Origin of the sequence: Gemmatimonas sp. (assembly GCF_031426495.1) — a bacterium.
In the GTDB taxonomy this organism is placed as follows: domain Bacteria; phylum Gemmatimonadota; class Gemmatimonadetes; order Gemmatimonadales; family Gemmatimonadaceae; genus Gemmatimonas.
Map to the genome: position 1 here is coordinate 12,013 of NZ_JANPLK010000009.1, position 24,296 is coordinate 36,308.

A 24,296-nucleotide genomic window follows, 5' to 3' on the forward strand; every position below is an offset into this window, starting at 1 on the left:
GCCCTTCTCGGCGGTCGGGAAGGGCGCGGTGCGCATTCGCTGGCGCACCCCTAGGCGAAAACGCGCGACGACCTCACGTGGCGCGCACGTACACACACCCGTTGTCCTGGGCCACCGACGTCGCGAACACGCCCGACGGCTGCATGATGATGCCCGGCAGCATGAGACTGCGCGCCTTGGCCGCCGCCGCGTCGGCCGAGAGCGTGTCGGCCGCAGCGATGGTGTCGATGACATCTTGAAACGCCAGCGCGCACGCCAGCACGATCACCCCACGCGCCAATTGCTTGTCGAGCGCGTGGTTCTCGAGCCCCGCGGGCAGGCCGTCGCCCGCTCGCAGCAGCGCCGGACTCCGCGTAAGCGGGGCGCCCGTCCACGGATGCGTGACCTTGTACTTCTCGCCGATCTTGTAGCGATCCCAGAACTCCTGCTGCATCGCGAGCACGATGCCGTCGTGACGCAACACGATCACCGGCGACAGCGCCGTGGCCGGCACATTGAAGGCCGCCATGTACTGCGCGCTCACAATGCCGGCACGCAACACGCCCAGTCCGCCGCCGATATCGGGACTGTCGTACACCGCCTTGTACTTGCCAGTGAGCAGACGCGTCCAGGACAGATCGACGTTCTGCGCATCACGCGGTTCACGGGATGCGGCGCCCGCCCGCTCGGCCCACGCCGCCTGCGCCGTGATGGGAATGAGCGTGGCGGATAGACTGCCGAGGGCGAATTGCTGCAGGAAGTCACGTCGCGGGGTGGTCATGGCGATGCCTCCACTCAAAGCTCACGTGGGCGCGTCGCCTGAGGCGGCGCGGGGAACTCACGAAACTACTGCTGCCGACTCGCCGCGCCAGCGTACCCGCACGTGAGCTCAGCGGCTGGTCACCCGCAGCCAGAGCACCTCATGCCACGAGCCTTCCAGATTGAGCGTTTCGTACAACCGCTCGACGCGCGCGTCGGCGATTCCGGGCGTCGCGTTCAACGTGCGCAGCACTTCCACCAACTTGGCGTTGTCGGGGAGGTCGATACTGACGTGCCAGCCGTCTTCTCGCGGGCCCACGCCGCGCAATGTCACGTACGGTGGCAGCGCCTCGCGAATCCGGCGGGTTGCCCGCGTTTCCCGCGGGTCGAGGCGCAGCCGCGGGTCATCGGGATCGATGGTGGCCACGTCGGAGGTGAGTCGTGCCTGGCGTTCCCATCGCACCGTCGACTTTTCACTGAATGGCACGCGCATGCTTCGGCAGCCGTCGCCGCACCACAGGGCTATTTCATCGTGCGTCCTGGTACGCAGGCGGCCACAAGCGCGCCATCGTTCGCGCCCGCGATGAATACATCTCGCACGGCGCCGCGTAATACGCTCGATGACTCGTAGGTCCCGTCGCTTATCAGCCCGGCGGCGGGAAAGGTGGGGGTGAGCCACCCGTCGGCGCAGGCATAGGCCACCCCGTGACGCAGTCGCAGCGTGTCCGCGCCCTCCCGGGCGTTCATCACGGTGACCGTCAGTGCGGAATCGGCCTCGCCCTGCAGGGAAAACGCACTCCACGAAATGTCCCGCGCCGCGGCCGGCAGGTGTTGGCCGACAAGCGTGCCGAAGAGAAGCTCCGAGTCAACGCCGTAGGTCCCAGCGACCGGTGGACAGCCCGGGGCATCACCCGACGCCGCGCCGAGACGCAACGGACGCCACGCCCGCGGAATCGAAGTCTCGCCGCTGCCGCAGCCGAGAAGGATCGCGCCCGCAACGAGCAGGATGAGGAGTCGAATTGGAGCGGGAAGGGGCACGAGTGAGGGACGATTGGCGCTCGGTCCGGTCATCCCGATTCGGGGTACCACGGAGCGAGCGCTGACCGGCAGTGACCCGGCACGACCGCAGCCGCACCGCTGCCCTTTGCGGGTGGGCGGCCGTACCTTCCCGTTCCACCTCCGACCCTCGTCTCCTTTGGGCTGTCTTTCTCGAATCGGCTGCATCGTTGTCCTCGCCGTCGGTGGCGTTGGCGCGTACTGGCTTTACGGCGACCGGTTGCCGTCGGTGCTGTCACGCGCCGCATCCGGTGCGGCAAGCCGGGTGACCGACGCCGCCACCAAGGCCAGTGAGCGGCTCGACAGCAACCAGGGTGCGCGCATCGCGTCCGAGAACGACGCCGCGCGCCGGGCCGAACGGGCGAAGCGCGAGCGAGCGATCGTGTGGGCGCGGCTCACGCCGGCGGGATCGGCGGGCGGCGAGTCCATCGCACGACTAGCGCGGCGTAACGGACCGGCCTTCGTGTCGCTGCGCGCGCCCGAACTCGCCGGCGTGCTGGCCACGGGCATGTCGAAGGTACTGCCGTCATCGGCCACGCGCCCGGAAGTGGCGATCGTCGATGAGCAGGTTTTGGTGCGCACGGTCGTGGCGTTGCGTGATGTGGCGGGCGACGGCGCGCTACGCGGCCTGCTCGGCGTGGCGCTCGATGGACGCGATACGTTGCGCATGGCCGGTACGCTCGATCTCGTTCGCCCGGGTCTGGCCGAGTACCGCGTGCGCGAGTTGCGCCTCAAGGGCATCGACGTGCCGCCGCGACTGATTCCGGCGCTCGTCGGTGCGATGCATCGTGCTGTCACGGCGGATTCGCTGCCGTCGGATGCGCTACCGATTCCGTTGCCGAAAGCCGTGGCCGACGTACGTGTCGCCAACGGGAAGGTCACTCTCTACAAGGCTGTGGTTCCATGAGCGCGCGTCGCATTCTCGTCGTCGATGACGAACCGGGTATCCGTCAGGCCCTCGGTCAGCTGCTCGAGTACGAAGGCTACGAGGTCAAGACCGCGACCGGGGGCGCCGAGGGCATCACGATCTACGACAGCTTCCGTCCGCAGCTGGTGTTTCTCGACGTGAAGATGGCGGGCCTCGATGGTCTCGAGGTGCTCAAGCGCCTGCGGCAGGCCGATCCCAACGCCACCGTGGTGATGATCAGCGGGCACGCCACCATTCAAACGGCGGTCGAAGCCACGCAACTCGGCGCCTACGACATTCTCGAGAAGCCGCTCGACACCGATCGCGTGTTGGTGCTGCTGCGCAACGCGTTTGAAACGCGCTTGCTGAGCGAAGAGAACGAACGGCTGCGCGAAACGATCGAGTCACGCTACGAAATCGTGGGCCGCACGTACGGCATTCGCGCGTTGCTCGAGCGCATCGACAAGGTGGCGGGCACGCCGGCCCGCGTGCTGATCACGGGTGAGAACGGCACCGGTAAGGAACTCGTGGCGCGGGCCATTCATCGCGGGTCGTTGCGCGCGAAGAAGCCGTTCGTGGAAGTGAACTGCGCGGCGATCCCGTCGGAGCTGATCGAGAGTGAACTGTTCGGTCACATGAAGGGTTCGTTCACCGGTGCCATCGCGGATCGCGCCGGCAAGTTCGAGCAGGCTGACGGCGGCACGCTGTTTCTCGACGAGATCGGCGATATGTCGCTGAGCGCGCAGGCCAAGGTGTTGCGCGTGTTGCAGGACGGCTTCGTGACGCGAATCGGCGGCAGTAAGCCGATTCAGGTCGACGTGCGCGTGCTGGCCGCCACCAACAAGCTGCTCGAAGACGAGATCGCGAACGGTCGGTTCCGCGAAGACCTGTTCTATCGGCTCAATGTGGTACCCATCACGGTGCCGCCGTTGCGCGAACGTCGTGAAGACATCGAACAGTTGGTGGTGTACTTTCTGCAGCAGTTCGCCGCTCGCGACGGCTTGCCGGCGCGGGGCATCACCGATGAGGCGCTGGTGCGCTTGTCGGAGCTCGATTGGCCCGGCAACGTACGCGAGTTGCGCAACACGGTGGAGCGCTTGGTGATTCTGGCCAGCGCCGCAACGATCACGGCCACCGATGTGGAACGCCTCGTGGGGAAACGGTCGGCTGAGCCGGCGGGACTGGGCAACTTGGTGGACTGCGCCACGTTCGAGGAGTTCAAGGTGGCCGCCGAGCGGGCGTTTCTGCTGGCCAAGCTGCGGGCCTTCGACTGGAACGTATCGGAGACCGCGCGGGCGCTGGACATGCCCCGGTCGAATCTCTACAAGAAGATCGAGCGTTATGCGTTGACGCGAGAAAGCACGCCTGCGTGAGCTGTGCCTGACCTTCAGCCCGACTGTATATGAGCGACCGTAATTGGGAAGCCGAGATGGCGAAGATCGACAAGCAGCTGGCGTCGGTCTCCGACGAGGCGCTGCTGGCCGAGAGCAAGGCCGTGGCCCCGGCTAAGACCGGGACGCGCACGGTGGCCGCACCCACCGTAGCGGCCCCGGCGCGGTCGGCCGCCCCCACGGCCGGGGCGCCGGCGGCTGGCGCCTGGAAAGGCTGGGTGAAAGTGGCGATCGCCGTCGGTGCGGCAGCGGGGCTCATGTTCTGGCCGTGGCCGGCGTCGTGCGGCGGGCCGCTGATCGGGTTTACCGCTGCCACCGGTGCCGTGTCGCTGCTCGGCGTGTGGAGCGCGCTCGGGACGTGGCGCCACCGTTTGGGACTCGCGCACGTGACGTCGCTGTTGGTCGTAGTCTGGGGGCTCGCGCTGGGTGCTCGCGAAGTGCTGCCCCGTGCCGGGTACGCGGTCCCGACCGCGGAGCGGAGTGAAGGCTGGAGCTGCCCGGCGCCCTCGGGAGCACCTCCCTCAGTAGGTCCGGTGCCGATTCCGGGCTAAGTTCCAGGGATGACGACTTTTCACAACTTCATTGGTGGCGCGTGGGTCGCGCCGTCGACCGGCGACTATTTCGAGAATCGCAATCCGGCCGACCAGCAGGACCTGATCGGCCGCTTTCCCGCGTCTGGCGTGGCCGACGTGGAAGCCGCCGTGGCGAGTGCGCAGCGTGGCTTTGACCGCTGGAAGCGCACCCCGGCGCCGGCGCGCGGTGACGTGCTGCGCCGCGTTGGCGACCTGATGGCGGCGCGCAAGGAAGAAATCGCGAACCTCATGACGCGCGAGATGGGCAAGCCGCTCGCGGAAACGCGTGGCGATGTGCAGGAAGGCATCGATACGGCGTACTACGCGGCCACCGAAGGCCGTCGCCTGTTCGGCCACACGGTGCCGAGCGAATTGGCCAGCAAGTGGGCCATGACGATGCGTCGGCCGATCGGGGTATGCGGGCTGATCACGCCGTTCAACTTCCCGATGGCCATTCCCACGTGGAAGGCGTTTCCGGCGTTGCTGTGCGGCAACTCGGTGATCCTCAAGCCGGCCGAAGATGTGCCCCACACGGCCACCGTGCTGGTCGAGATTCTCCTCGCGGCCGGTCTGCCTCCTGAGGTGATTCAGCTGGTGCACGGCATGGGCGAAGTGGTCGGAAAGGCGCTGGTGGAGCATCCGCAGGTGCCGGTGATTTCGTTCACGGGTTCGACCGAGACCGGTCGCTTCGTGGGTGAAACGTGCGGCCGGATGCACAAGCGGTTGTCACTCGAGATGGGTGGGAAGAACGCGCAGATCGTGCTCGAAGATGCCGATCTGGACTTGGCGGTCGACGGTGTGTTGTGGGGCGCGTTCGGTACTACCGGTCAGCGATGCACCGCCACCAGCCGCCTGATCCTGCAGGCCGGCATTCACGACACGTTCGTGGAGAAGCTCGTGGCTCGCGCGCAGGCACTCGTGCTCGGCGACGGTCGCGAGGCTGGCCATGACGTCGGTCCGCTGGTGAACGAAGCGGCGCGTGAGAAGGTCGAACGCTACGTGCAGATCGGCAAGGAACAGGGCGCCACGCTGCGGTGCGGCGGCGCGCGGGCCACGGGTGGTGCGCTCGACGCCGGAATCTTCTTCCAGCCCACGATCTTCACGAATGTGACGGCCGGATCACGATTGGAGCAGGAAGAAATCTTCGGGCCGGTGCTGTCGGTGATCCAGGTCGCTACCGTCGAGGAGGCATTCGCAGTAAACAACGGAGTCCGCTACGGGCTGTCGTCGTCGGTGTACACGAGCAACGTGAATGTTGCGTTTCTCGCGCTTCAGGATCTCGACAACGGCATCACGTACGTGAACGCCCCGACGATCGGCGCCGAGGCGCATCTGCCGTTCGGCGGCGTGAAGGAAACGGGCAACGGACATCGCGAAGGTGGATGGGAAGTGTACGAGTTCTACTCGGAGACCAAGGTGGGCTACGTGGACTACTCTGGAGCACTCCAGCGCGCACAGATCGACAACTACTAACTGATGGCGCCGAACAAGGATCATCGCGCGAACGCACTGCGGGCGGCCAACGGCCGCTCGCGTCGGCGCGCGGTGTCGTTCGGCTGGGTCTGGGAATGGGCCAAGGTGCTGCCGCCGGCGGTGCTGCTGTTCCTGGTACTTCGCACCTTCGTGGTCGAGGCGTACAAGATCCCGTCGGGCAGCATGGAGCGCACGCTGCTTGTGGGAGACTTCTTGCTGGTGAACAAGTGGTTGTACGGCGCCGAGGTGCCGTATACGCGGCGCAGGCTGCCGGCGGTGCGGGCGCCACAGCTCGGCGACATTCTGGTGTTCGAATGGCCCGGCGATCCCACGAAAAACTTTGTGAAGCGTTTGGTGGGGCGCCCTGGGGACACGTTGTCGATGCAGGGTGGCTCGCTGCTCCGCAACGGGGTACCGGTCCGTGAACAGTATGTGTCGCATACCGAGCCGGACGTCGATCCAATGACCGACGAGTTTCGCTGGCAGCGCGGGTATCTCACGAATACCGCGGCGGCCGCCGAACCAGGCATGCCGGCGATCTATCGCCCCTCGCGGGATAACTGGGGCCCCATCGTTGTCCCGCCCAATCATCTCTTTGTGCTCGGCGACAACCGCGATAATTCCCTCGACAGCCGCTATTGGGGATTTGTCCCGGACAGCTTGCTGCGCGGGACGCCGTGGATCGTGTACTACAGCTTCACGCCAGACTCCACGGCGCGTGCACCGTGGCTGACCCGCATCCGGTGGGGCCGCCTGGGGGCGCTCGTTCGCTGACCGCGCCGCGCGCGATTTCGCATGCGATTTAGCGGCGGCATGCGTTGACGAATGGTGCCTCGGTAGTTCACCGTTAAGGGGTTACCAGTTAGTTGTTGTATGCAGGACGCCGCGCTCCCCCCGCCGCGCGGTCGCATGTCCAGTCTCTCTGCCACACGAGCCGCGCTGCCATGGCTGTGACGCCCCCGAAAAAGAAGGTGTCGTACGAGGAAGGCTCCCTCGACCAGTATCTGCGCGACATCAGCGCGTACCCGCTGATCTCCCGCGAAGAAGAAGCGGAGCTTGCGCGCCGGATCCGCGTTGGTGACCAGGAAGCGCTGGACAAGCTGGTACGGTCGAATCTGCGCTTCGTGGTGTCTGTCGCGAAGAAGTATCAGAATCAGGGCGTGTCGTTGTCCGACCTGATCAACGAGGGCAATCTTGGCCTCATTCGCGCGGCCCATAAGTTCGACGAGACGAAGGGCATCAAGTTCATTTCGTATGCGGTGTGGTGGATTCGTCAGGCCATTCTGCAGGCGCTGGCCGAGCAGTCGCGCATTGTGCGTGTGCCCCTGAACCGGGCCGGCACGCTGCATCGGATTGGCAAACGCGCGAACACGCTGCTGCAGGAACTAGGACGCGAAGCAACGCACGCCGAGATCGCAGAAGGGATGGACATCACCGAGGAAGAAGTCGCCAAGACGATGTCGATTTCGCAGGTGCACCTGTCACTCGACGCGCCGCTCACCCCGGGTGAGGACAACCGCCTGCTGGATTACCTGCCCGACACAAACCACGCGACGCCCGACGAGCAGACCTTCGAGAAGGCGCTCACCGAAGCGATCGAGGACTCGTTGGGCAGCCTTAAAGAGCGCGAGTCGAAGATCCTGCGCCTGTACTTCGGGATCGATGACACCGACCCGATGACGCTCGAAGAAATCGGTTCGTTGCTCGGCATCACGCGCGAGCGCGTCCGTCAGATCAAGGAGAAGGCACTGTCGCGTCTCCGGCACGTTTCACGAGCCAAGTCGCTCGAAAGCTTCCTGGGCTGACCGTCCGTTTCCCCTTCGCACCACGTGTGCTTCAATGGCCTCCAGTTACTCGTTCGACGTGACCACCGGCTGCGACCTCCAAGAGGTCGACAACGCCGTGAATCAGGCGCAGAAGGAAGTGACCCAGCGGTTCGACTTCAAGGGGTCGCACGTGCTCATCGACTTCAAGCGCACGGACAGCATCATCAAGTATGAGGCCGAGGGCGAGATGCGCATGGATGCGCTGCTCGACGTGCTGCGCGCCAAGCTGATCAAGCGTGGGGTGTCGGTGAAGAACCTCGACATCGGCGAGCCGCAGCCGGGCAGCCACGACATCCTGCGCAGCGAGATCAAGTTGAAGATGGTGCTCGACAGCGAGACCGCGAAGAAGGTGAGCGCCGCGGTGCGCGACGCCAAAATCAAGAAGGTCACAGCGAGCATTCAGGGCGAGCAGGTGCGCATCCAGAGCACCGACAAAGATGCACTGCAGGAAGCGATCGCCATGCTGCGTCAGGGTGACTTCGGCGTGGAACTGCAGTTCGGCAATTTCCGGTAGGCGCTTCGTCGCGCGGAGCGTGCGATTGAGCCCGTGTGCGTAGTTCCGGTTAACGCCGTGCGCCGCGGTTGGCCCATGTTGCGGTATGTCACCGCCGAGTTGCGCTGAACGCCGAACGCCGAGCACTTTATGGGCATGTCCAGTACCGAGTCGCGCCGCTGGTCCGTGGAGGACGTGTGGGCCCTCCCTGACGACGGAAGCCGCTACGAAACCGTGGACGGGGAGCTGCTGGTGACCCCCGCGCCGCGGTATGTCCATCAGCAGGTCGTCGGCGCCATTCACCATGAGCTGCGCACGTGGTTGCGAGGCCCAGGCAAAGGCGTGGGCCTCACACTGATGGCGCCGGCCGACGTCATTCTCGACGCGTACACGCTGGTGCAGCCGGACCTGTTCGTGCTGCCTCCGGTCAGCAAAGCCGTGCTGTTCGGCCAGGAGCCGGCGCCGGCGCCCTTACTCGCCATCGAGGTACTCTCGCCAGGCACGGCGCGCTACGACCGCCTCAAAAAGCGCCCGCGTTTCCAACGCGCGGGCATTGAGTGCTGGCTGGTAGACGTGGAGTCGCACCTGGTGGAACGCTGGGCGACCGACACTGACCGCCCGGAGATCTGCATTGAATCGGTGACCTGGGAGCCGGCCGGAGCGCCTGAGCTGTTTCGCCTCGGCCTTGGCCCGATCTGGGAAGAGATCGGGGACTGATCGACGGCGGGGCACGTCCGGTCCCGGCCGGACTCGCTATCTTTCGAGCATGCTCAAGTTTGGTTTGGTCACCCTCGGGTGCGATAAGAATACGGTAGACTCCGAGCGGTACCTGGCTGATCTCGTCGCCCATGGCGGCGAACAGGTGACCGACCTGCGTGATGCCGAGGTGGTGGTGGTCAACACCTGCGGCTTCATCGACGCCGCCAAGGCCGAATCAATCGAAGCGATCGTGGCCGCGGCACGCCTCAAAGACGACGGTAAGTGTCAGGCGGTGTTCGCCATCGGCTGCATGGTCGAACGGCATAAGTCGGAGCTCGAGGAGGCGCTGCCCGAGGTGGACGTCTTCCTCGGCAACTCCGAGACCGACCGCCTCATTCCCGAGCTTGTGGAGCGTGGGCTGCTGGGCGGGTCGCTGGTGGAGCATCCCGGCGTACGTTTGTTCGGCGGTGATCTGCCGCATGTGCGTTACCTCAAGATCTCGGAAGGATGCGATCACGGGTGCGCGTTCTGCGCGATTCCGCTCATGCGCGGCAAGCACCGTTCGTTCGCGCTCGATGATCTGGTCAAGGAAGCGCAGCTGCTGGAAGTGCAGGGCGCGCGCGAGATGAATCTCGTGGCGCAGGACCTCGCGCATTATGGCCGCGACCGTCGTGACGGCGTGGCGTTGCCCGAGCTGCTCGAAGCGCTCGTGCGCGAAACGTCGATTCCGTGGATCCGCAACATGTACCTCTATAGCACCGGCATCACGCCGCGCTTACTGGAGGTCATCGCGGCGAATCCGCGCATTGTGCGCTATCTCGACACGCCGATGCAGCATGGTTCAGATGCCGTGCTCGCGCGCATGCGTCGCCCCGAACGGCAGAAGACGATCCGTGAGCGCCTCGCGCAGTATCGCGCGATCGTGCCCGACTTGGCGGTGCGTACCTCGGTGATCGTCGGGTTCCCGGGCGAAACGGAAACCGACTTCGAGATTCTCTGCGACTTCCTCGAGGAGATGCAGTTCGATCGGGTCGGTGTGTTCACCTATTCGCCGCAGGAAGGCACGCGCGCGAACAGCATGGAAGACGACGTCGCCGATTCGATCAAGCAGGAGCGCAAGGAGCGCGTCGAAGAGCTGCAGCGTGCGATCACGTCGGAACGTTACGAGCGCTTCCTGGGCGTCGAGTCTCGCGTGCTGGTGGAGCGTGCCTCCGACGTGGCCGGTGAGATGCTGTGCCGCGCGCCGTGGCAGGCCGATGACATCGATGGGTTGGTGCACGTGCCGATCAACGCCGCATCCGGCATCATGACGCCCGGTGCGTTCGCCGACGTGCGTATCGAGCACGTGGTGGACGACTATGATTTCCGGGCCACGCTGTTGCGCGTGGCCGAGCAAGCGACGGCACCGATCCGACGTGCGTCGCGCACCTTGCCGCTGGTTGGCAGCGGTATTCCTGACAGTTCTTCCGTGGGGAGTTTCGGCCGATGAGCAGTCCGACAGAACTCGCAGCCATGTTGACGTCGCGCCCGAGCGCGCGTTCCGCCGAAATCATGGCGCGAGCGCGCGCTCGTTTTCCGGGCGGCGTCAACTCACCCGTGCGCGCCTTCGGTGGTGTGGGTGGAGAGCCGTTCGTCGCCAAGCGCGGGAAAGGCGCATTGGTGTGGGACGCCGATGGTAACGAGTATCTCGATTACATCCTGTCGTGGGGCCCGCTGGTGCTTGGGCATGCGCCTGATGTGGTTCTCGAGGCGGTGTCGCGCGCCATGCAGGACGGCACGAGCTTCGGCATGCCGACCGAGCGTGAGGTGGAGTTGGCCGACAAGATCGCCGAGCGGATGCCGCACATGGAGATGGTGCGCTTCACCTCCAGCGGCACCGAAGCGGCAATGACCATTGCCCGGCTGGCCCGTGCCATCACTGGCCGCGAATACATCCTCAAGTTCGAAGGCTGTTACCACGGCCATGCCGATGCGTTTCTGGTGCGCGCCGGATCGGGGGTGGCCACGCTTGGGCTTCCCGATTCGCCCGGCGTACCGGAAGCGCTGGCCAAGCTGACACTGACCTGCCGCTACAACGACCTCGAGGAGGTGGCCCGCATCGCCCGCGAGCATCCGTTGGCGGCCATCATGCTCGAACCGATCGTGGGCAACAGCGGCTTTATCGAGCCGCTCCCCGAGTTCATCCCCGGATTGCGGAAGATCGCTGACGAAACCGGGGCGTTGCTCGTCTTTGATGAAGTCATGACCGGTTTCCGAATCGCCTTCGGCGGCGCGCGCGAGCGCTTTGGTGTCACCCCCGATCTCACGGCCCTGGGCAAGGTGATCGGCGGAGGCCTGCCGGTAGCTGCCTACGGCGGCCGTCGTGAGCTCATGCAGAACGTGGCGCCCACGGGCAAGGTGTATCAGGCTGGCACGCTTTCGGGGAATCCGTTGGCGATGGCGGCAGGACTCGCCACGCTCGGCGCGCTCACGCAAGAGGTGCATGACGGCATCACGGCGCAGACCGGCGTGCTCGTCCAGGGCATGCGGGACATCGCCGCGCGGCATGGCGTGCCGTTCTCGGCCAGCCATTCCGGCTCGATGTGGGGCTTCTTCTTCCGGGACGAGCCCGTGCACACGTACGACGACGCGAAGTTGTCGGATACGGTGCTGTTCAAACGGTTCTTTCATGCGGCGCGTCGCCGTGGTGTATCGCTGGCGCCGTCGGCCTTCGAAGCGGGGTTCATGTCGTCGGCGCATGGCGTTGCGGAAATCGCCGAAACACTCACCCGGCTCGACGACGCGCTTGGCGCGGCTGTCGCGCACCGGGACTAGCCCAGGAGTTCATGCGTTCGCTCATCGCTGGTGCCTTTGGTACGCTAGTGGCTGCGGCCGCCTTCACGGTGGCGTGCGCGCCGCGTGGTGGCAGCACTGGCTCCGGTACGCCGACGCCGGTGATGGACGGGCCGATCACGGGCGAAGCGCATGGGCGACTGGATGGACGAGACCGGATGGCGCGTATCGCGCTGGCCGGCAAGGCGCCGCAGGCGCCGGTGTCGGCCACGGGACGGTGGCGTATCGATGAGCAGGGTGGGCGCACGAAGCTGGTGACGGGGCAGGGCGCCGAGAACTGGCGTGTGGAGCAGCAGGGCGGGTTGCTGCGGGTGGCCGGTGACAATGGCGATGCCACCCCGTGGCGCGAGGGGCCGTTCGTCGCCCGCGCGGTCGACGGCGGCTCGGCGCTACGCTACGACAACCGTCGCTATCGCGGTGAGCTCTGGTTCACACCGACCGACAGCGGCATTCTGGTGGTGAACCGGCTGCCGGTGGAGGAGTACCTGCGAGGCGTGGTGCCGATCGAATTGGGAACCCGGCAGACGGCGGATCGCGCCGCGCTCGAAGCACAGGCGATTGCCGCGCGAAGCTACGCGTACATCCGCGTGCCGTCGGACGAATCGATTGAGCCGCGCTCGGGGTGGCACATGGTGGCCACGGTGCAGAATCAGGTGTATGCCGGGCTGGATGTGGAGGCGCCGATCGTGAATGAAGCGATCGACAACACGGCCGGATTGGTGATCCGCTACAACGGGTTGCTGGTGGACGCGCCGTACTACTCGTCATGCGGCGGACGGACGGCGGCGCCGAAGGAATCGTGGCGGGAGGTACGTGAGGAACCCTATCTGCAGTCGGTGGACGACATCGATCCGCGCACCGGGCGCCCGTACTGCGACATTTCGCCCCGGAATCACTGGACGGCGGAGTTTGACGAAGCGCAGCTGAGCGAGACGGTGCGGCGGGCCCTGGTGGCGGCCGGCGCGCGCGATCCACGCCCAGGTGTGGTCACGGAGATGCGGGTGGAGGGCCGGACGGCGTCGGGGCGCGCCACGGCACTGGTACTTCGCACCGATCGCGGCGATGTGACCGTGCGCAACAACGAGATCCGGAATGTGCTGCGTGATACGCGTGGCGCGATCCTGTACAGCACGTATTTTTCAGTCGACCGCGAATCCCGTGCGCGTGGACACCTGACCGGTGTCAGCCTGCGCGGCCACGGCAACGGCCACGGAGTGGGGATGTGTCAGTGGGGAGCGATCGGCCGGTCACGGGCCGGCATCGACGCTCGCACGATCCTGCGTCATTACTATCCGGGGACCGTCGTCGGGTTCGCCGACTGATCTGTCATCTCCGGAGGCGTGAATGAAAGACGGCGTACGTATAGCCGTCGTCGGCACGGGTGCGATTGCCCAGCTGACGCACATCCCAGTACTGTCCAAGCTGCGCGGCGCCAAACTGGTCGCGTTGTGCGATAACGATGCGGCCAAAGCGCGTGCGCTGGCGGATCGTTTCGAGGTGCCCGACGTATTCACCGACTTCGAGGAGCTGCTCGACAGCGACGAACTCGACGCGGTGATTATCTCCACGCCCAATCACTTGCACGAGCCGCACGTGCTGTCAGCACTGCGCAAGAAGCTGCACGTGCTGTGTGAGCGTCCGTTGTCGCTCTCCACGCGCGGCATCGAGCGGTGTATTGCCGCCGCGCACAAGGCCGATCGACGGTTGGTGGTGGGGCACAATCATCGCTTCCGCTCCGACGTGCAGGCGCTCGACCAGTTCATCCGCAATGCGGAGCTGGGTCAGGTCACCTCCATTCGGGCCGGTTCGTTGCAGATGAAGCACACCGCTGATGGGTGGCGCAATCGTCGCGCCGAATCGGGCGGCGGCGTGTTCCTCGAGCACGGGTTCCCGCTGCTTGATCTGGCCATGTGGCTGGCCGATGGGCCGAATCCGATCCGTGTCGTGTCGTCGATGCGTCGCGGTCGCGCGTCGGGCTCGGTGGAAGACGCGATGCAAGTGTTCCTCGAGTGCGACAACGGACTCGTGCTGAACATCGATGTATCGTGGTCGTACGTCGGCGACGAAGATCGCTGGTGGTTTGAAGTGCATGCCACCCGTGGCTCCGCGCGATTGGCGCCGTTGCGCGTCACGAAGGAGCTGAACGGACGCGCAGTCGATGTGTCGCCGTCGGGCGCCGCGGCGCGCGAAAGCCCGTTCCTGCAGAGCTACCGGGCAGAGATTGCGCACTTCCTGGCGGTCATCAACGGCGACGCCCCGTACGAGCCACCCACCGATCAGGTACTGGTGCAGAAGGTGGTCGAGGCGATCTACAAGGCCGCCGACGACGGGAAAGAGATCCGCTTCTGATGGTCGTGACCGCTGTTCGGCGCCTGTTGGCGGCGGCGATGCTGATGGCATCGTCGGCGCTGGCGGCACAGTCGACCGAAGCAACGCAGACGCCGCGGCCACCGGCTCCCGGCGTGTCGGCATCCCTCGACAGTGTGCGCGCTGAACGCGGCGCGCGCATGTCGGTGGCGATCATCACGTACGGGCCCGGCGAATTCGTGTTCGAGAAGTTCGGACACATCGCGCTGGCACTCACGGACAGCACCACTGGTGAGAGCATCGCCTTCAACTGGGGCATGTTCGACTTCAATCAGCCCAATTTTCTCGGACGCTTTCTCACCGGCGATACGAACTATTGGATGGAAGGCTACCGTACCGCCGATTTCAATGCGGCGTACATGCGCGAGAATCGCACGGTCCGCAAACTCGAGCTGCAGCTCAGCGCCGTGCAGCGCGGTGCCATTGCCGATTTCGTGCGCTGGAATGCGCAGGACGCGAACAAGTACTATCGCTACGATTACTACGCCGACAACTGCGCCACGCGCGTGCGTGACGTGTTGAATTGGGCGCTGCAGGGACAACTCGACGCACCGTTCGCGTTGCCCGGCAGCGGCCGCACCTGGCGCAATGAAACGGCGCGCATCACGGCCAGCGATCCGCTGGTGTATCCCGGCATTCAGGTTGCCCTCGGTCGTAACGCCGATCACGTGCTCACCAAGTGGGAAGAGTCGTTCCTGCCCGATCTGCTGGCGAATCATCTGGCGGCGCTTTCGGTCAAGGATGCGAATGGCGCGTCGATGAAGCTGGTGACCAGTGACTCCGTGCGCTACACCGCCGACCGCGCCCCGATGCCCGAGGTGGCGCCGTCTCGCGTACCGATGGCGTTGGTGCTCGGTGTCGGGCTCGCCGTGCTCGTGGTGCTGCTGTCTCGCGCCGGGTCGGTGGCGGTACGCGTTGTGGTGGCCGTGTTCTCGGTGCTTTGGTTCGCTGTCGGAGGCGTACTTGGTACGGCGTTGCTGTTGGCCGGTACCGTCACCAAGCACATCCCGTACATGGGTGCCAATCTCACGGTGCTGCAGCTGCATCCGCTCATGCTGGTGGCGGCCGTGGTGGTCACGGCGTCGCTGTGGCGCGGGGCGCGCACGCGCGCGGCGCTCGGTGTGTCGCTCGTGATCGCCGTGCTGTCGCTGGTGGGACTGGCCCTCCAGTTGGTGCCGTCGTTGTATCAGCAGAGCGGTGTCGTACTCGCCGTGATCGTGCCGGTGCAGGCGGCATTTGCGGTGGCCATTCTGCGACTTCGGTCGCGCGTGCGTTCCGACAGCGCCACGCGATGACCACGCATCGCATCGCCGTCGGCATCGACGTGGGCGGGACGTTCACCGACCTCGCTGCGTTGCACGCCGATGGAACGGTGCACACGTCGAAGGTGCTGAGCGTCGCGACGGATCGCGCGGCCGGTGTGTTGGAAGCGCTCCGTGTGGCGGCGCTGAATGGGTCGCAGATTGCGCACATCGCGCACGGCACGACAGTGGTCACCAATCTGCTACTCGAACGCGCGGGAGCCCGCGTGGTCGCGTGTGCCACCGAAGGATTTACCGACCTGCTCGAACTGCGTCGGCAGGAGCGCGCGGCGCTGTACGACCTGGCCAAGCAGCACCCGCGCCCGCTGGTGGAGCCGGCGCAGGTGATTCCGGTGCGCGAGCGCATCACGCCCGATGGCGTCACGCTGGCGCTTACCGACGAGGCGATTGCCGAGGTGATCGCCGCGGTGACGGCGCAGCAGCCGGACACGGTGGCGATCACGCTGTTGCACGCGTATGGCGATCCGTCGCATGAGCGTGCGTTACGTGACGCGCTGGTCGCGGCGCTCGCAGTCGCCGGACTGGTGGTCGACGTGGTGTGTTCCCACGAGGCGCTGCCCGAAATCCGCGAGTACGAGCGGATGGCGACCACGGTGGCCGAAGCGTACGCGCGACCGGCGGTGCGCCGGTATCTGGCGGGGCTCTCGGAACGACTGGCGCAGCACGACTATCCGGCGCCGCGCGTGATGACCTCGGCCGGCGGCACGCTGTCAGCGCACGACGCCGCGTCGCATGCGGCCGCGCTGGCGCTCTCGGGCCCCGCTGGCGGCGTGACGGGGGCGGCAGCAATTGCGCGTGCCCTCGGGGTGTCGCGGGCTCTGACGATCGATATCGGGGGCACCAGCGCCGATGTGGGATTGGTGGACGACGGCGAGCCGCTGGTGGAGCGTGGTGGTGCGGTGGCCGGTGTCCCGATCGCGTTGCCACGCGTGCTGGTGGAGGCGGTCGCGGCCGGCGGTGGCAGCATCGCCTGGCTCGACGATGGCGGTGCGCTGCGCACGGGACCGATGAGTGCTGGCGCGTCACCCGGCCCAGCGGCGTATGGTCGCGGGGGCGTGCGCCCCACGGTTACCGATGCGCACGTGGTGCTGGGCACGATCGCCCCGGGCGAGTGGAGCGGCGGCGTCACGATCAGTCTGGAGCACGCGCGGGCCGCGGTCGACACCATCGCGGCACCGCTCGGCGTGTCGCTCGAACGGGCGGCCGAAGCCATCATCGCCACGGCCGACGCCACGATGGCGCGTGCGCTGCGCCGCGTGTCGGTGGAGCGCGGCGTCGATCCGCGCGACGTCCCCCTGATCGCGTTCGGTGGCGGCGGTCCGCTGCATGCCTGTGGATTGGCGGAGCGCTTGGGCATGCGGCAGGTGATCGTGCCGCCACATGCGGGCGTGTTGAGCGCGGTGGGTCTCGCGCTGGCGCCCGAACGTCGCGAGTCGTTGGTGAGCGTGATGCAACGCGCTGATGACATGAGCGCGGCATCATTCGCCACGCTGCTCGAGCAGGAGGCGCGTGCCATGCGCACTGACGGCGACGACGCGGTGCCGCTCAACGTGCGCTGGTGGCTGCGTGCCCGGTACGAGGGCCAAGGCTACGAGCTCGACGTCCCGGTGCAACCCGGCGACACACCGGGCGCCGTAGCGGAACGGTTCGTGGCGCGGCATGATCAGCGCGCGGGTTTTGTCCTCGATCGGGCAGTTGAGTTTATCAGTGCCCGCACGACACTCAGCAGTGCGCCGTGGCCCGTGCACTTCGCACGTCCCAAGCGCGATGGTGTGTTGGCGGACGGTGTGGACGACGGACGCGCCATGGCGCGGGTGTTGGAGGGTCCGGCAGTCGTGCGGTTGCCGGATGCGACCATGCGGATCGCGCCGGGTTGGACGGCGCGATCGCTGGAAATCGGAGGGTGGATGCTGGAGCAGCAACGATGACCATATCGAAGACGACGCATATCGGACGCATTCTCGGCACGCCGGTGCCGATGCTGATGCCGCTGGACGGCCCAGTGCATGTGCTGCTCATCGGTGAGGCACCGGGACCGCGCGGTGCCGACAAGAGCGGCGTGCCGTTTCTGGGCGACGCGGCGGGCAAGGTGCTGTACGACGTGCTCGTGCGAATGGGGGCCATGACCTTGCCGCCGGAAATCGACAGCATGGAGTGGGACGGCTCGCTGTTCGTGGCCAACAGCATCGTGCCGATCGCGCAGGGTATCGCGCTCGGCAATGCGTTCGACCGCTGCCCGACCGACGACGGCGCGTCCTTTCGCGCGCCCATGCGCTCGGAGCTCGAGGGCGTCGCGAACCTTGGTCGTCTGACCCGGGACATCACCATGCTGCGCACGCGCGGACTGAAAGGCATCGTGACGCTTGGTCGCGTGGCCACGCGCACGGTCGATACCCTGTTCAAGCGCACGCCAATGCCGGACCTGGCGCGCCGCGCGCTGCCGCATCCGTCGGCGCAGGGGCTGTTGTCGATGGCGCCCGATCGCGGCAAGGGCGCGAAGATGGCTGACCTGCAGGAAGCGTGGATGGTCCGGTGTCAGTATGCGGTGTTGCAGGCCGGGTATCCGGCGCCCGAGGCGAATCCGTCGTGACGTCGATTCGCGCGCGTTTCGACGCGCTCGAACTCACGGTGTTCTCGCAGGGCGTGGCCATGCTCGCCGAGGAGATGGGCGGGTTGCTGGAGCGCAGCAGCATTTCGCCGAACATCAGGGAGCGTCGTGATGCGAGCTGTGCGCTGTTCGACGCCGATGGACGCATGGTGGCGCAGGCGGCGCACATCCCCGTGCATCTGGGCGCGATGCCGGAGTCGGTGGCGGCGGTACGCGCCTGCGGTGCGGCCCCGGGCGACGTATTTCTGCTGAACGATCCGTCGCACGGCGGCTCGCATTTGCCCGACCTCACGATGGTCGAGGTGATCGCTGACGCCAACGATGCGCAGCGCATCATCGGGTACGCCGCCGTGCGCGCGCACCATGCGGATGTCGGTGGTATGAGTCCGGGCAGCATGCCGTTCGGCGCTACGGAACTGTTTCAGGAAGGCATCATTGTGCCGCCGGTGCGCATCGAGCGCGCCGGTGTGGCGCAAGACGATGTGATGAGGCTGGTGCTCGCCAATGTGCGCACGCCGGAAGAGCGCGAAGGTGATCTGCGCGCGCAGCGCGCGGCGTGTGCGGCGGGACGCACGGGCTGGCAGGCGCTGCACGCCCGACTCGGCGCCGACGCGTTGGGCGACGCCGTGAACGCACTGCTCGATTACACCGAGCGTCGCGTGCGGGCGCGCCTGGAGCTGTTGGAGGGCGCCGAAGGCCGCGCCGCCGACGCGTTGGAAGGCGACGGCGTGAGCGACGCGCCGATTCCGGTGGTGGTGCACGTGCGCGTGAAGGACGCAACGCTGCACCTCGATCTCACCGGCACGTCACCCGCGGTGCGCGGCAACGTGAACGCGCCACCGGCGGTGGCGCGCGCGGCCGCGGTGTTTGTGCTTCGCGTGTTGTGCGACGATGACGTGCCGGTGAACGACGGCGTGGCGCGCGCGCTGGCCCTCACGATTCCCGACGACTGTGTGGCGAACGCGAAGCGGCCCAGCGCCGTAGCGGCGGGCAACGTGGAACTGTCACAGCGCATGACGGATGTCTGCTTCGCGGCGCTGTCGGCAGCGGCGGCCAGCATTGGTGTACATGACCTGCCGATTCCAGCCTGCGGTCAGGGCACGATGAACAACGTCACGCTCGGCGCTCCCGGCTGGAGCTTTTACGAGACGCTTGGCGGCGGACAAGGGGGTAGTGCGCGCGGCGACGGACCCGATGCCGTACACGTGGGCATGAGCAACACGCGCAACACGCCGGTGGAATCGCTGGAGCGCGCGTATCCGCTGCGGGTGGTGGAGTACTCGGTGCGTCGCGGCAGCGGTGGTGCCGGTGCCAGTCGCGGCGGCGACGGTATCGTGAGGCGTTATCAGGCGATGGTGCCGTGCACGGCCACGCTGCTTACCGAACGTCGGCGTGTGGCGCCGCCGGGAGCGAACGGTGGTGGTGACGCGCTGCCGGGGCGGAACTTGCTGAACGGCGAGCTGCTGCCGGCCAAGTGCCGCGTGAACATCAGCGCGGGCGACGTGCTGACGCTAGAGACGCCAGGAGGCGGAGGATGGGGGTTGGGGAACAGCTAGGGGCGCTAAGAGTGAACTGCGCTAAGAATCAACAGCGCCAAGAATAAACTGCGCTAAGAATGAGAAGCGCGAAGCGCGCTGCTGTTCCTTCGCGGTTGATTCTTAGCGCGGTTGACTTTTAGCGCCGTTGATTCTTAGCGCCGTTCACTCTTAGCGCTTCTCGTAGTTCCCAGCTATCACACCGTAAGCGCCAGTCCTTCCCACGCCGCCAGTACCCGCAGCGTGCTCCCAGTCGCGGTCGCCATTGCGCGGCTCTCTTCGACCATGCGCTCTATCGTGTCGTCATCGCGATCGGGATGATGGTGAAACAAGACCAGCATGCCGGCGCCGCATTCGATCGCCAGGCGCGTGGCCTCGAGCGACGAGGAGTGACCCCAGCCGACATGCTTGGGCAATTCGCTGTCGAGATACGTGGCGTCGTGAATGAGCACCGGGACGTCGCGCAGGAACGCCGTGAGCTTGACCCGCCACGCCCCGGCGGCCTCCGACTCGTCGGCATACCCCAGTTCATTGTCAGGCGCGTACGCCACCGCCGGCCCGTGCTCGTCATCGAAGCGCAACACGGCCGCTTCGCCCGGATGTCGCGCGGCGAAGCGATGCACATGTGACGTGCCGACCTGGCGAGCGTTGGAGAGGTCCCAGTCGCACACGTCGAGTCGGCTGCGAATGCCGTCGACGTAGGGAAACATCGGCGGCGAGAGCAGGGCATCGACGAACGGTTGCAGCGAGGCCGTTTCGCCGTCGCCGCAGCAGATCCCGACTTCGCGCGCTTGCGTGATCAGCGGCGCGAAATGCGACAATCCCAGCACATGGTCGCTGTGCCGATGCGACAGGAAAATGTGTGCCGTGCGATCGTCGCCGTCGCTCATGAGCTGCGCACCCAGCGCCCGGATGCCGGTGCCGGCGTCGAGAATCAACAGGCCGTCGTCGTGTGCGCGCAGCTCGACGCACGGCGTGTTGCCACCGTACCGCACCGTGCGCGGTCCCGGACTGGGACAAGTACCTCTGGTTCCCCAGAAGCGTATCCGGAACCGCGGCGGGACCCCCGACGGCATCTGTGACGAATCGGGGGCGAAATCAGCCGCGCGGACGGGCGCGCGCTTCCAGCGCCGCCCGATCCACGATCGTGACCACGCGACGCTGCACGGAGATCAGTCCCTTCTCCTGGAACTCGGCCATCGCACGCGACACCGTCTCGCGGCTGGCGCCGATCATTTGCGCGATCGTCTGGTGCGTGAGCTGCTTGACCAGCGTGGCCGGTTCACCGGGCGTCGCGTGCTCCAGCAGGACCTTGGCCACACGACCCGGCACGTCGAGCAGCACCAGGCTGCCGATCGTACCATCGGCCTGACGAAGGCGGCGCGACAGCTCGACCATCAAGCCCCACGCCACCTGCGGGCTCGTTTCTACCTGACGGCGGAAATCGGCCCGGCGCAGCACCAACAGGCTGGACGGCTGCGTGGCGACCACGTGGGCGGAACGCGGACGGCCGTCGATGAGCGAGAGCTCTCCGAAGTGGTCGCCCACGTTGAGGACGTTGAGAATGACTTCGCGGCCGTCGTCGCCGATGAGCACGACTTTGACTTCACCTGAACGCACGACAAACAGCGCGTCGCCGGGGTCGCCTTCGGTGACGATCATCGCCCCCTTGGCAAAGCGTTGCTCACGCGTGAGCTCGGCAAAGCCACGCACAGCCGACCGCTCGAGTTCGCGGAATAGCGGGACGGTGGCCAGAAAGTCGGTGATCCGATCGAGCGAAACGCTCATCGTGGGCGGTGTGAATCGCAGAGGAGTAGTTCCGAACGTTACCATCGTGTGTCACCTCGGGGGGCCGGTGCCCTCGCGGGTGTCCCGTGAAGGTACCAAGGTGGAGAAAGGAGGCAAGCGGACAGCCGAGGCCTCCGAACCTGCTCTGGAGTGTCGAACGCGGTTATCTTTCGGTGATACCCGGGACATCCGTGTAGGTCCGCGCTTCGGTCGATATTTCCGACCCGCAAGAAGAGTACGATGCACGTCACGTGCCTCGCCGTGACCGGTATCACGAAGCCTTTCGAACTCGAGCACACCCTCTCAATGCTGACCCATCTTCGCGACCGCATGGCCGACGCGTTGCGTCGCGCCACCGAAGTGGAGCAGCTGCTGGCCGACCCGGAAACGGTGAAGGACGCGCCGCGGCTTGCTGCACTCGGTCGCGAGCATCATCGCCTGGCCGAAGTTGTTCAAAAAGTGAACCGCTACACCAAGGCCGAGGCCGAACTCGCCGATGCGCGAGAGATGGCCAATGGTGACGACGCCGACTTTGCGGCTGAAGCCAGAGCCGAAGTCGAGCGGCTCGAGCAGGAGTGCACGGGGCTGGAGAAGGCGCTGCTGCCACTGCTGATTCCGCGCGACCCGCTCGATGATCGACCTGCCATCTTCGAATTACGGGCCGGCACTGGTGGTGACGAAGCCGCCCTGTTTGCCGCCGACTTGCTGCGCATGTACACGCGCTTCATCGAACGGAAAGGCTGGCGTATCGAAGGCATCTCGTACTCCGACGGCACGCTCGGCGGTGTGAAGGAAGCGGTGTTCAAGGTGATCGGCGACGGTGCATTCGGCATGCTGCGCTGGGAGTCGGGGGTGCATCGCGTGCAACGCGTGCCGGCCACCGAATCGCAGGGCCGTATTCACACCTCGGCGGCTACGGTGGCGGTGCTGCCGGAAGCCGAAGAAGTCGACGTCAAGATCGAAGACAAGGATCTTCGCATCGACGTGTTCCGCTCGTCGGGACCCGGAGGGCAGAGCGTGAATACCACCGACTCCGCCGTGCGCATTACGCACATTCCGACCGGCTTGGTGGTGTCGCAGCAGGACCAGAAGTCGCAGCTGCAGAACAAGGCCAAGGGCATGGAAGTGCTGCGCGCGCGGTTGCTCGATCTCCGGTTGTCCGAGCAGGAAGCCGAGCGGTCGCGCATGCGCAAATCGCAGGTGTCCACCGGCGACCGGTCGGCCAAGATCCGCACTTACAACTTTCCGCAGGGTCGGGTCACCGATCATCGCGTGGGCGTGACGCTGTACGATATCGATCGGGTGCTCGACGGCGATCTGGGACCGTTCCTCGACGCGATCGCGCTGGCGAACGCGGAAGAGAGCCTGAGTGGCTGACACCGCGCGGCTGCTGCGTGATGTGCTGCACGACGCCGCGCGGCTGCTCTCGGAGTCGACGTCGCTCACCGCAGAAGCCCATGCGGAGGGCGCATCGCTCGATGCCGACCGCGAGTCCCGTTGGCTGGTGTCGGCGGTGCTGGATATCGCACCGGGCGAAGTGGGACGACTGCTGTCGGTCGGCTACCGCGTATCCAGCGTACGGTCGGCGCACATCGAAGCGGCCGCGCGTCGCCGGGCGACCGGAGAACCAGCCGCCTACTGTGTGGGCAGCGCCCCCTTTCGGGAGCTGGTCCTGCAGGTCGACCGGCGGGTGCTCATTCCGCGTCCGGAAACGGAAATCGTGGTCGGTGAGGCGTTGCGGATCACGTCAGGGCGCCCGGGCGGGACGGCGGTCGATATCGGCACTGGGTCCGGCGCCATCGCCCTGAGTCTGGCCACGGAAGGTCGGTTCGAGCGAGTGATCGCGACGGACCTCTCCGACGACGCACTGGCCGTGGCAACGGCGAACGCGGCGCAGGTGGCCATTGCGCAGCCCGCAGCGGCGCCCGTGGAGTTCCGGCAGGGGGCTGATCTGGCCCCGCTTGGAGGAGTCCAGGCCCGTGTGATTGTGTCCAACCCGCCCTACATTGCGTACAGCGAAGCGGCCGGCCTACCGCGCAGTGTGCGGGATTGGGAGCCCACGGTCGCGCTCGTGGCGGCTCATGACGGCATGGCGCGCTACGATGCCATCCTGACGGGCGCTCACCGCCTGCTGGAGCCGTTCGGCTGGGTGGTGTTCGAGGTGGATGCCCGGCGCGCGCAACAGACCGCGGCCCTGGCAATCACTCGTGGGTATCAGCAGGTACAGGTCGTGCGCGATCTCACCGGTCGCGAACGCGTGGTGCTCGCGCAGCACGTTCCGGCATAATTCTCACTTCATTGCTTCTACTCGGCCGAGGAGGCCGATCTCCATGCTCGAAAGCAAGGCGAAGGACCTCGGCCGCACGATCGGTCAAAGCGACGAGTACAAGGCCGTGAAGCGCAGCAGCGAGGCGCTGAACGCCGATCGCGAAGCGACCACGGTGCTGCGACAGATGGAGAAGATCCGCCAGGATGCGCAGGCGATGATCGATCGCGGCGAAGAGCCGACGAACGAGATGGAGCAGCAGCTCGACACGCTGCTGCAGCAGGTGCAGGTGAACAGCGCCTATCAGGCCGCGATCTCGGCGCAGGACAACTTTGACAAGCTGATGCTGCGCGTGAATCAGTGGATCGCCGATGGCATCCGTACGGGTGCCACCAGCTCGATCATTCTTGGCTGATCGGCCAG

At 66.2% G+C, this 24,296-nt stretch carries 24 protein-coding genes; 19 read left to right on the top strand and 5 right to left on the bottom strand.

Annotation, left to right across the window (positions count from 1 at the left end):
* Positions 1-73: 73 nt before the first annotated feature.
* From RMP10_RS02790 to RMP10_RS02800, 3 genes are all read right to left on the bottom strand, one after another.
* A complete protein-coding gene (locus RMP10_RS02790) occupies positions 74-760 on the bottom strand; it encodes a hypothetical protein (protein WP_310568950.1) in 687 nt (228 codons plus the stop codon).
* 108 nt (positions 761-868) lie between these two features.
* Positions 869-1,225, bottom strand: coding sequence for a hypothetical protein (locus RMP10_RS02795; protein WP_310568951.1), 357 nt, complete (start codon positions 1,223-1,225; stop codon positions 869-871).
* A 35-nt stretch (positions 1,226-1,260) separates the two neighbouring features.
* Positions 1,261-1,809 (bottom strand): hypothetical protein, encoded by a 549-nt coding sequence (locus RMP10_RS02800; protein ID WP_310568952.1) that lies wholly within the window; start codon positions 1,807-1,809, stop codon positions 1,261-1,263.
* Between the two features lie 124 nt (positions 1,810-1,933).
* Between RMP10_RS02800 and RMP10_RS02805 the strand changes: the two genes are divergently transcribed.
* From RMP10_RS02805 to RMP10_RS02880, 16 genes are all read left to right on the top strand, one after another.
* The gene (locus tag RMP10_RS02805; RefSeq protein ID WP_310568953.1) at positions 1,934-2,701 is read left to right on the top strand and encodes a hypothetical protein; all 768 of its coding nucleotides are present in this window, start codon (positions 1,934-1,936) and stop codon (positions 2,699-2,701) included.
* A complete protein-coding gene (locus tag RMP10_RS02810; protein WP_310568954.1) occupies positions 2,698-4,074 on the top strand; it encodes a sigma-54 dependent transcriptional regulator in 1,377 nt (458 codons plus the stop codon). Before RMP10_RS02805 ends, RMP10_RS02810 begins: the two co-directional genes overlap by 4 nt.
* A 29-nt stretch (positions 4,075-4,103) precedes the next feature.
* Positions 4,104-4,643: a hypothetical protein gene (locus RMP10_RS02815; RefSeq protein WP_310568955.1), complete on the top strand. Its 540-nt coding sequence runs from the start codon at positions 4,104-4,106 to the stop codon at positions 4,641-4,643.
* Positions 4,644-4,652: 9 nt separating this feature from the next.
* Positions 4,653-6,137: an aldehyde dehydrogenase family protein gene (locus RMP10_RS02820; protein WP_310568956.1), complete on the top strand. Its 1,485-nt coding sequence runs from the start codon at positions 4,653-4,655 to the stop codon at positions 6,135-6,137.
* A 3-nt stretch (positions 6,138-6,140) separates the two neighbouring features.
* Positions 6,141-6,911 (top strand): signal peptidase I, encoded by a 771-nt coding sequence (gene lepB, locus RMP10_RS02825; RefSeq protein ID WP_309673280.1) that lies wholly within the window; start codon positions 6,141-6,143, stop codon positions 6,909-6,911.
* 170 nt (positions 6,912-7,081) lie between these two features.
* Entirely contained in the window at positions 7,082-7,942 is an 861-nt protein-coding gene (locus RMP10_RS02830; protein ID WP_309673281.1) for an RNA polymerase sigma factor RpoD/SigA, read from the top strand.
* Positions 7,943-7,976: 34 nt separating this feature from the next.
* Positions 7,977-8,477, top strand: a complete 501-nt coding sequence (locus RMP10_RS02835; RefSeq protein WP_309673282.1) for a YajQ family cyclic di-GMP-binding protein — start codon at positions 7,977-7,979, stop codon at positions 8,475-8,477.
* Between the two features lie 135 nt (positions 8,478-8,612).
* Positions 8,613-9,173: a Uma2 family endonuclease gene (locus RMP10_RS02840; protein WP_310568957.1), complete on the top strand. Its 561-nt coding sequence runs from the start codon at positions 8,613-8,615 to the stop codon at positions 9,171-9,173.
* A gap of 49 nt (positions 9,174-9,222) precedes the next feature.
* Positions 9,223-10,644, top strand: a complete 1,422-nt coding sequence (rimO, locus tag RMP10_RS02845; RefSeq protein ID WP_309673284.1) for a 30S ribosomal protein S12 methylthiotransferase RimO — start codon at positions 9,223-9,225, stop codon at positions 10,642-10,644.
* A 23-nt stretch (positions 10,645-10,667) separates the two neighbouring features.
* Positions 10,668-11,969, top strand: coding sequence for a glutamate-1-semialdehyde 2,1-aminomutase (gene hemL / locus RMP10_RS02850; protein WP_345785771.1), 1,302 nt, complete (start codon positions 10,668-10,670; stop codon positions 11,967-11,969).
* 11 nt (positions 11,970-11,980) lie between these two features.
* Positions 11,981-13,309: a SpoIID/LytB domain-containing protein gene (locus RMP10_RS02855; protein ID WP_310568959.1), complete on the top strand. Its 1,329-nt coding sequence runs from the start codon at positions 11,981-11,983 to the stop codon at positions 13,307-13,309.
* Between the two features lie 22 nt (positions 13,310-13,331).
* Positions 13,332-14,336: a Gfo/Idh/MocA family oxidoreductase gene (locus RMP10_RS02860; protein WP_310568960.1), complete on the top strand. Its 1,005-nt coding sequence runs from the start codon at positions 13,332-13,334 to the stop codon at positions 14,334-14,336.
* A gap of 5 nt (positions 14,337-14,341) precedes the next feature.
* Positions 14,342-15,649, top strand: a complete 1,308-nt coding sequence (locus RMP10_RS02865; RefSeq protein WP_310568961.1) for a DUF4105 domain-containing protein — start codon at positions 14,342-14,344, stop codon at positions 15,647-15,649.
* Positions 15,646-17,604: a hydantoinase/oxoprolinase family protein gene (locus tag RMP10_RS02870; RefSeq protein WP_310568962.1), complete on the top strand. Its 1,959-nt coding sequence runs from the start codon at positions 15,646-15,648 to the stop codon at positions 17,602-17,604. Before RMP10_RS02865 ends, RMP10_RS02870 begins: the two co-directional genes overlap by 4 nt.
* Positions 17,601-18,266, top strand: a complete 666-nt coding sequence (locus RMP10_RS02875) for a uracil-DNA glycosylase family protein (RefSeq protein ID WP_310568963.1) — start codon at positions 17,601-17,603, stop codon at positions 18,264-18,266. Before RMP10_RS02870 ends, RMP10_RS02875 begins: the two co-directional genes overlap by 4 nt.
* Positions 18,263-19,840, top strand: a complete 1,578-nt coding sequence (locus RMP10_RS02880; protein WP_310568964.1) for a hydantoinase B/oxoprolinase family protein — start codon at positions 18,263-18,265, stop codon at positions 19,838-19,840. The genes RMP10_RS02875 and RMP10_RS02880 overlap by 4 nt, the downstream gene beginning before the upstream one ends.
* 176 nt (positions 19,841-20,016) lie before the next feature.
* Here RMP10_RS02880 and RMP10_RS02885 read toward each other — a convergent pair whose 3' ends face one another.
* Positions 20,017-20,814, bottom strand: coding sequence for an MBL fold metallo-hydrolase (locus tag RMP10_RS02885; protein WP_310568965.1), 798 nt, complete (start codon positions 20,812-20,814; stop codon positions 20,017-20,019).
* Positions 20,815-20,917: 103 nt separating this feature from the next.
* Positions 20,918-21,607: a Crp/Fnr family transcriptional regulator gene (locus tag RMP10_RS02890; RefSeq protein ID WP_171224966.1), complete on the bottom strand. Its 690-nt coding sequence runs from the start codon at positions 21,605-21,607 to the stop codon at positions 20,918-20,920.
* Positions 21,608-21,913: 306 nt separating this feature from the next.
* On the opposite strand from RMP10_RS02890, the gene prfA reads away from it, so the two are divergent.
* From prfA to RMP10_RS02905, 3 genes are read left to right on the top strand one after another with little or no spacing between them, the layout of a single operon-like run.
* Positions 21,914-22,984: a peptide chain release factor 1 gene (gene prfA, locus RMP10_RS02895; RefSeq protein WP_309673497.1), complete on the top strand. Its 1,071-nt coding sequence runs from the start codon at positions 21,914-21,916 to the stop codon at positions 22,982-22,984.
* Positions 22,977-23,894 carry a peptide chain release factor N(5)-glutamine methyltransferase gene (gene prmC, locus RMP10_RS02900; RefSeq protein WP_310568966.1) on the top strand — a complete coding sequence of 306 codons (918 nt, stop codon included), beginning with the start codon at positions 22,977-22,979 and terminating at the stop codon, positions 23,892-23,894. Before prfA ends, prmC begins: the two co-directional genes overlap by 8 nt.
* 43 nt (positions 23,895-23,937) lie before the next feature.
* Positions 23,938-24,288 carry a YlbF family regulator gene (locus RMP10_RS02905; RefSeq protein ID WP_309673464.1) on the top strand — a complete coding sequence of 117 codons (351 nt, stop codon included), beginning with the start codon at positions 23,938-23,940 and terminating at the stop codon, positions 24,286-24,288.
* The last annotated feature ends 8 nt before the right edge of the window (positions 24,289-24,296 follow it).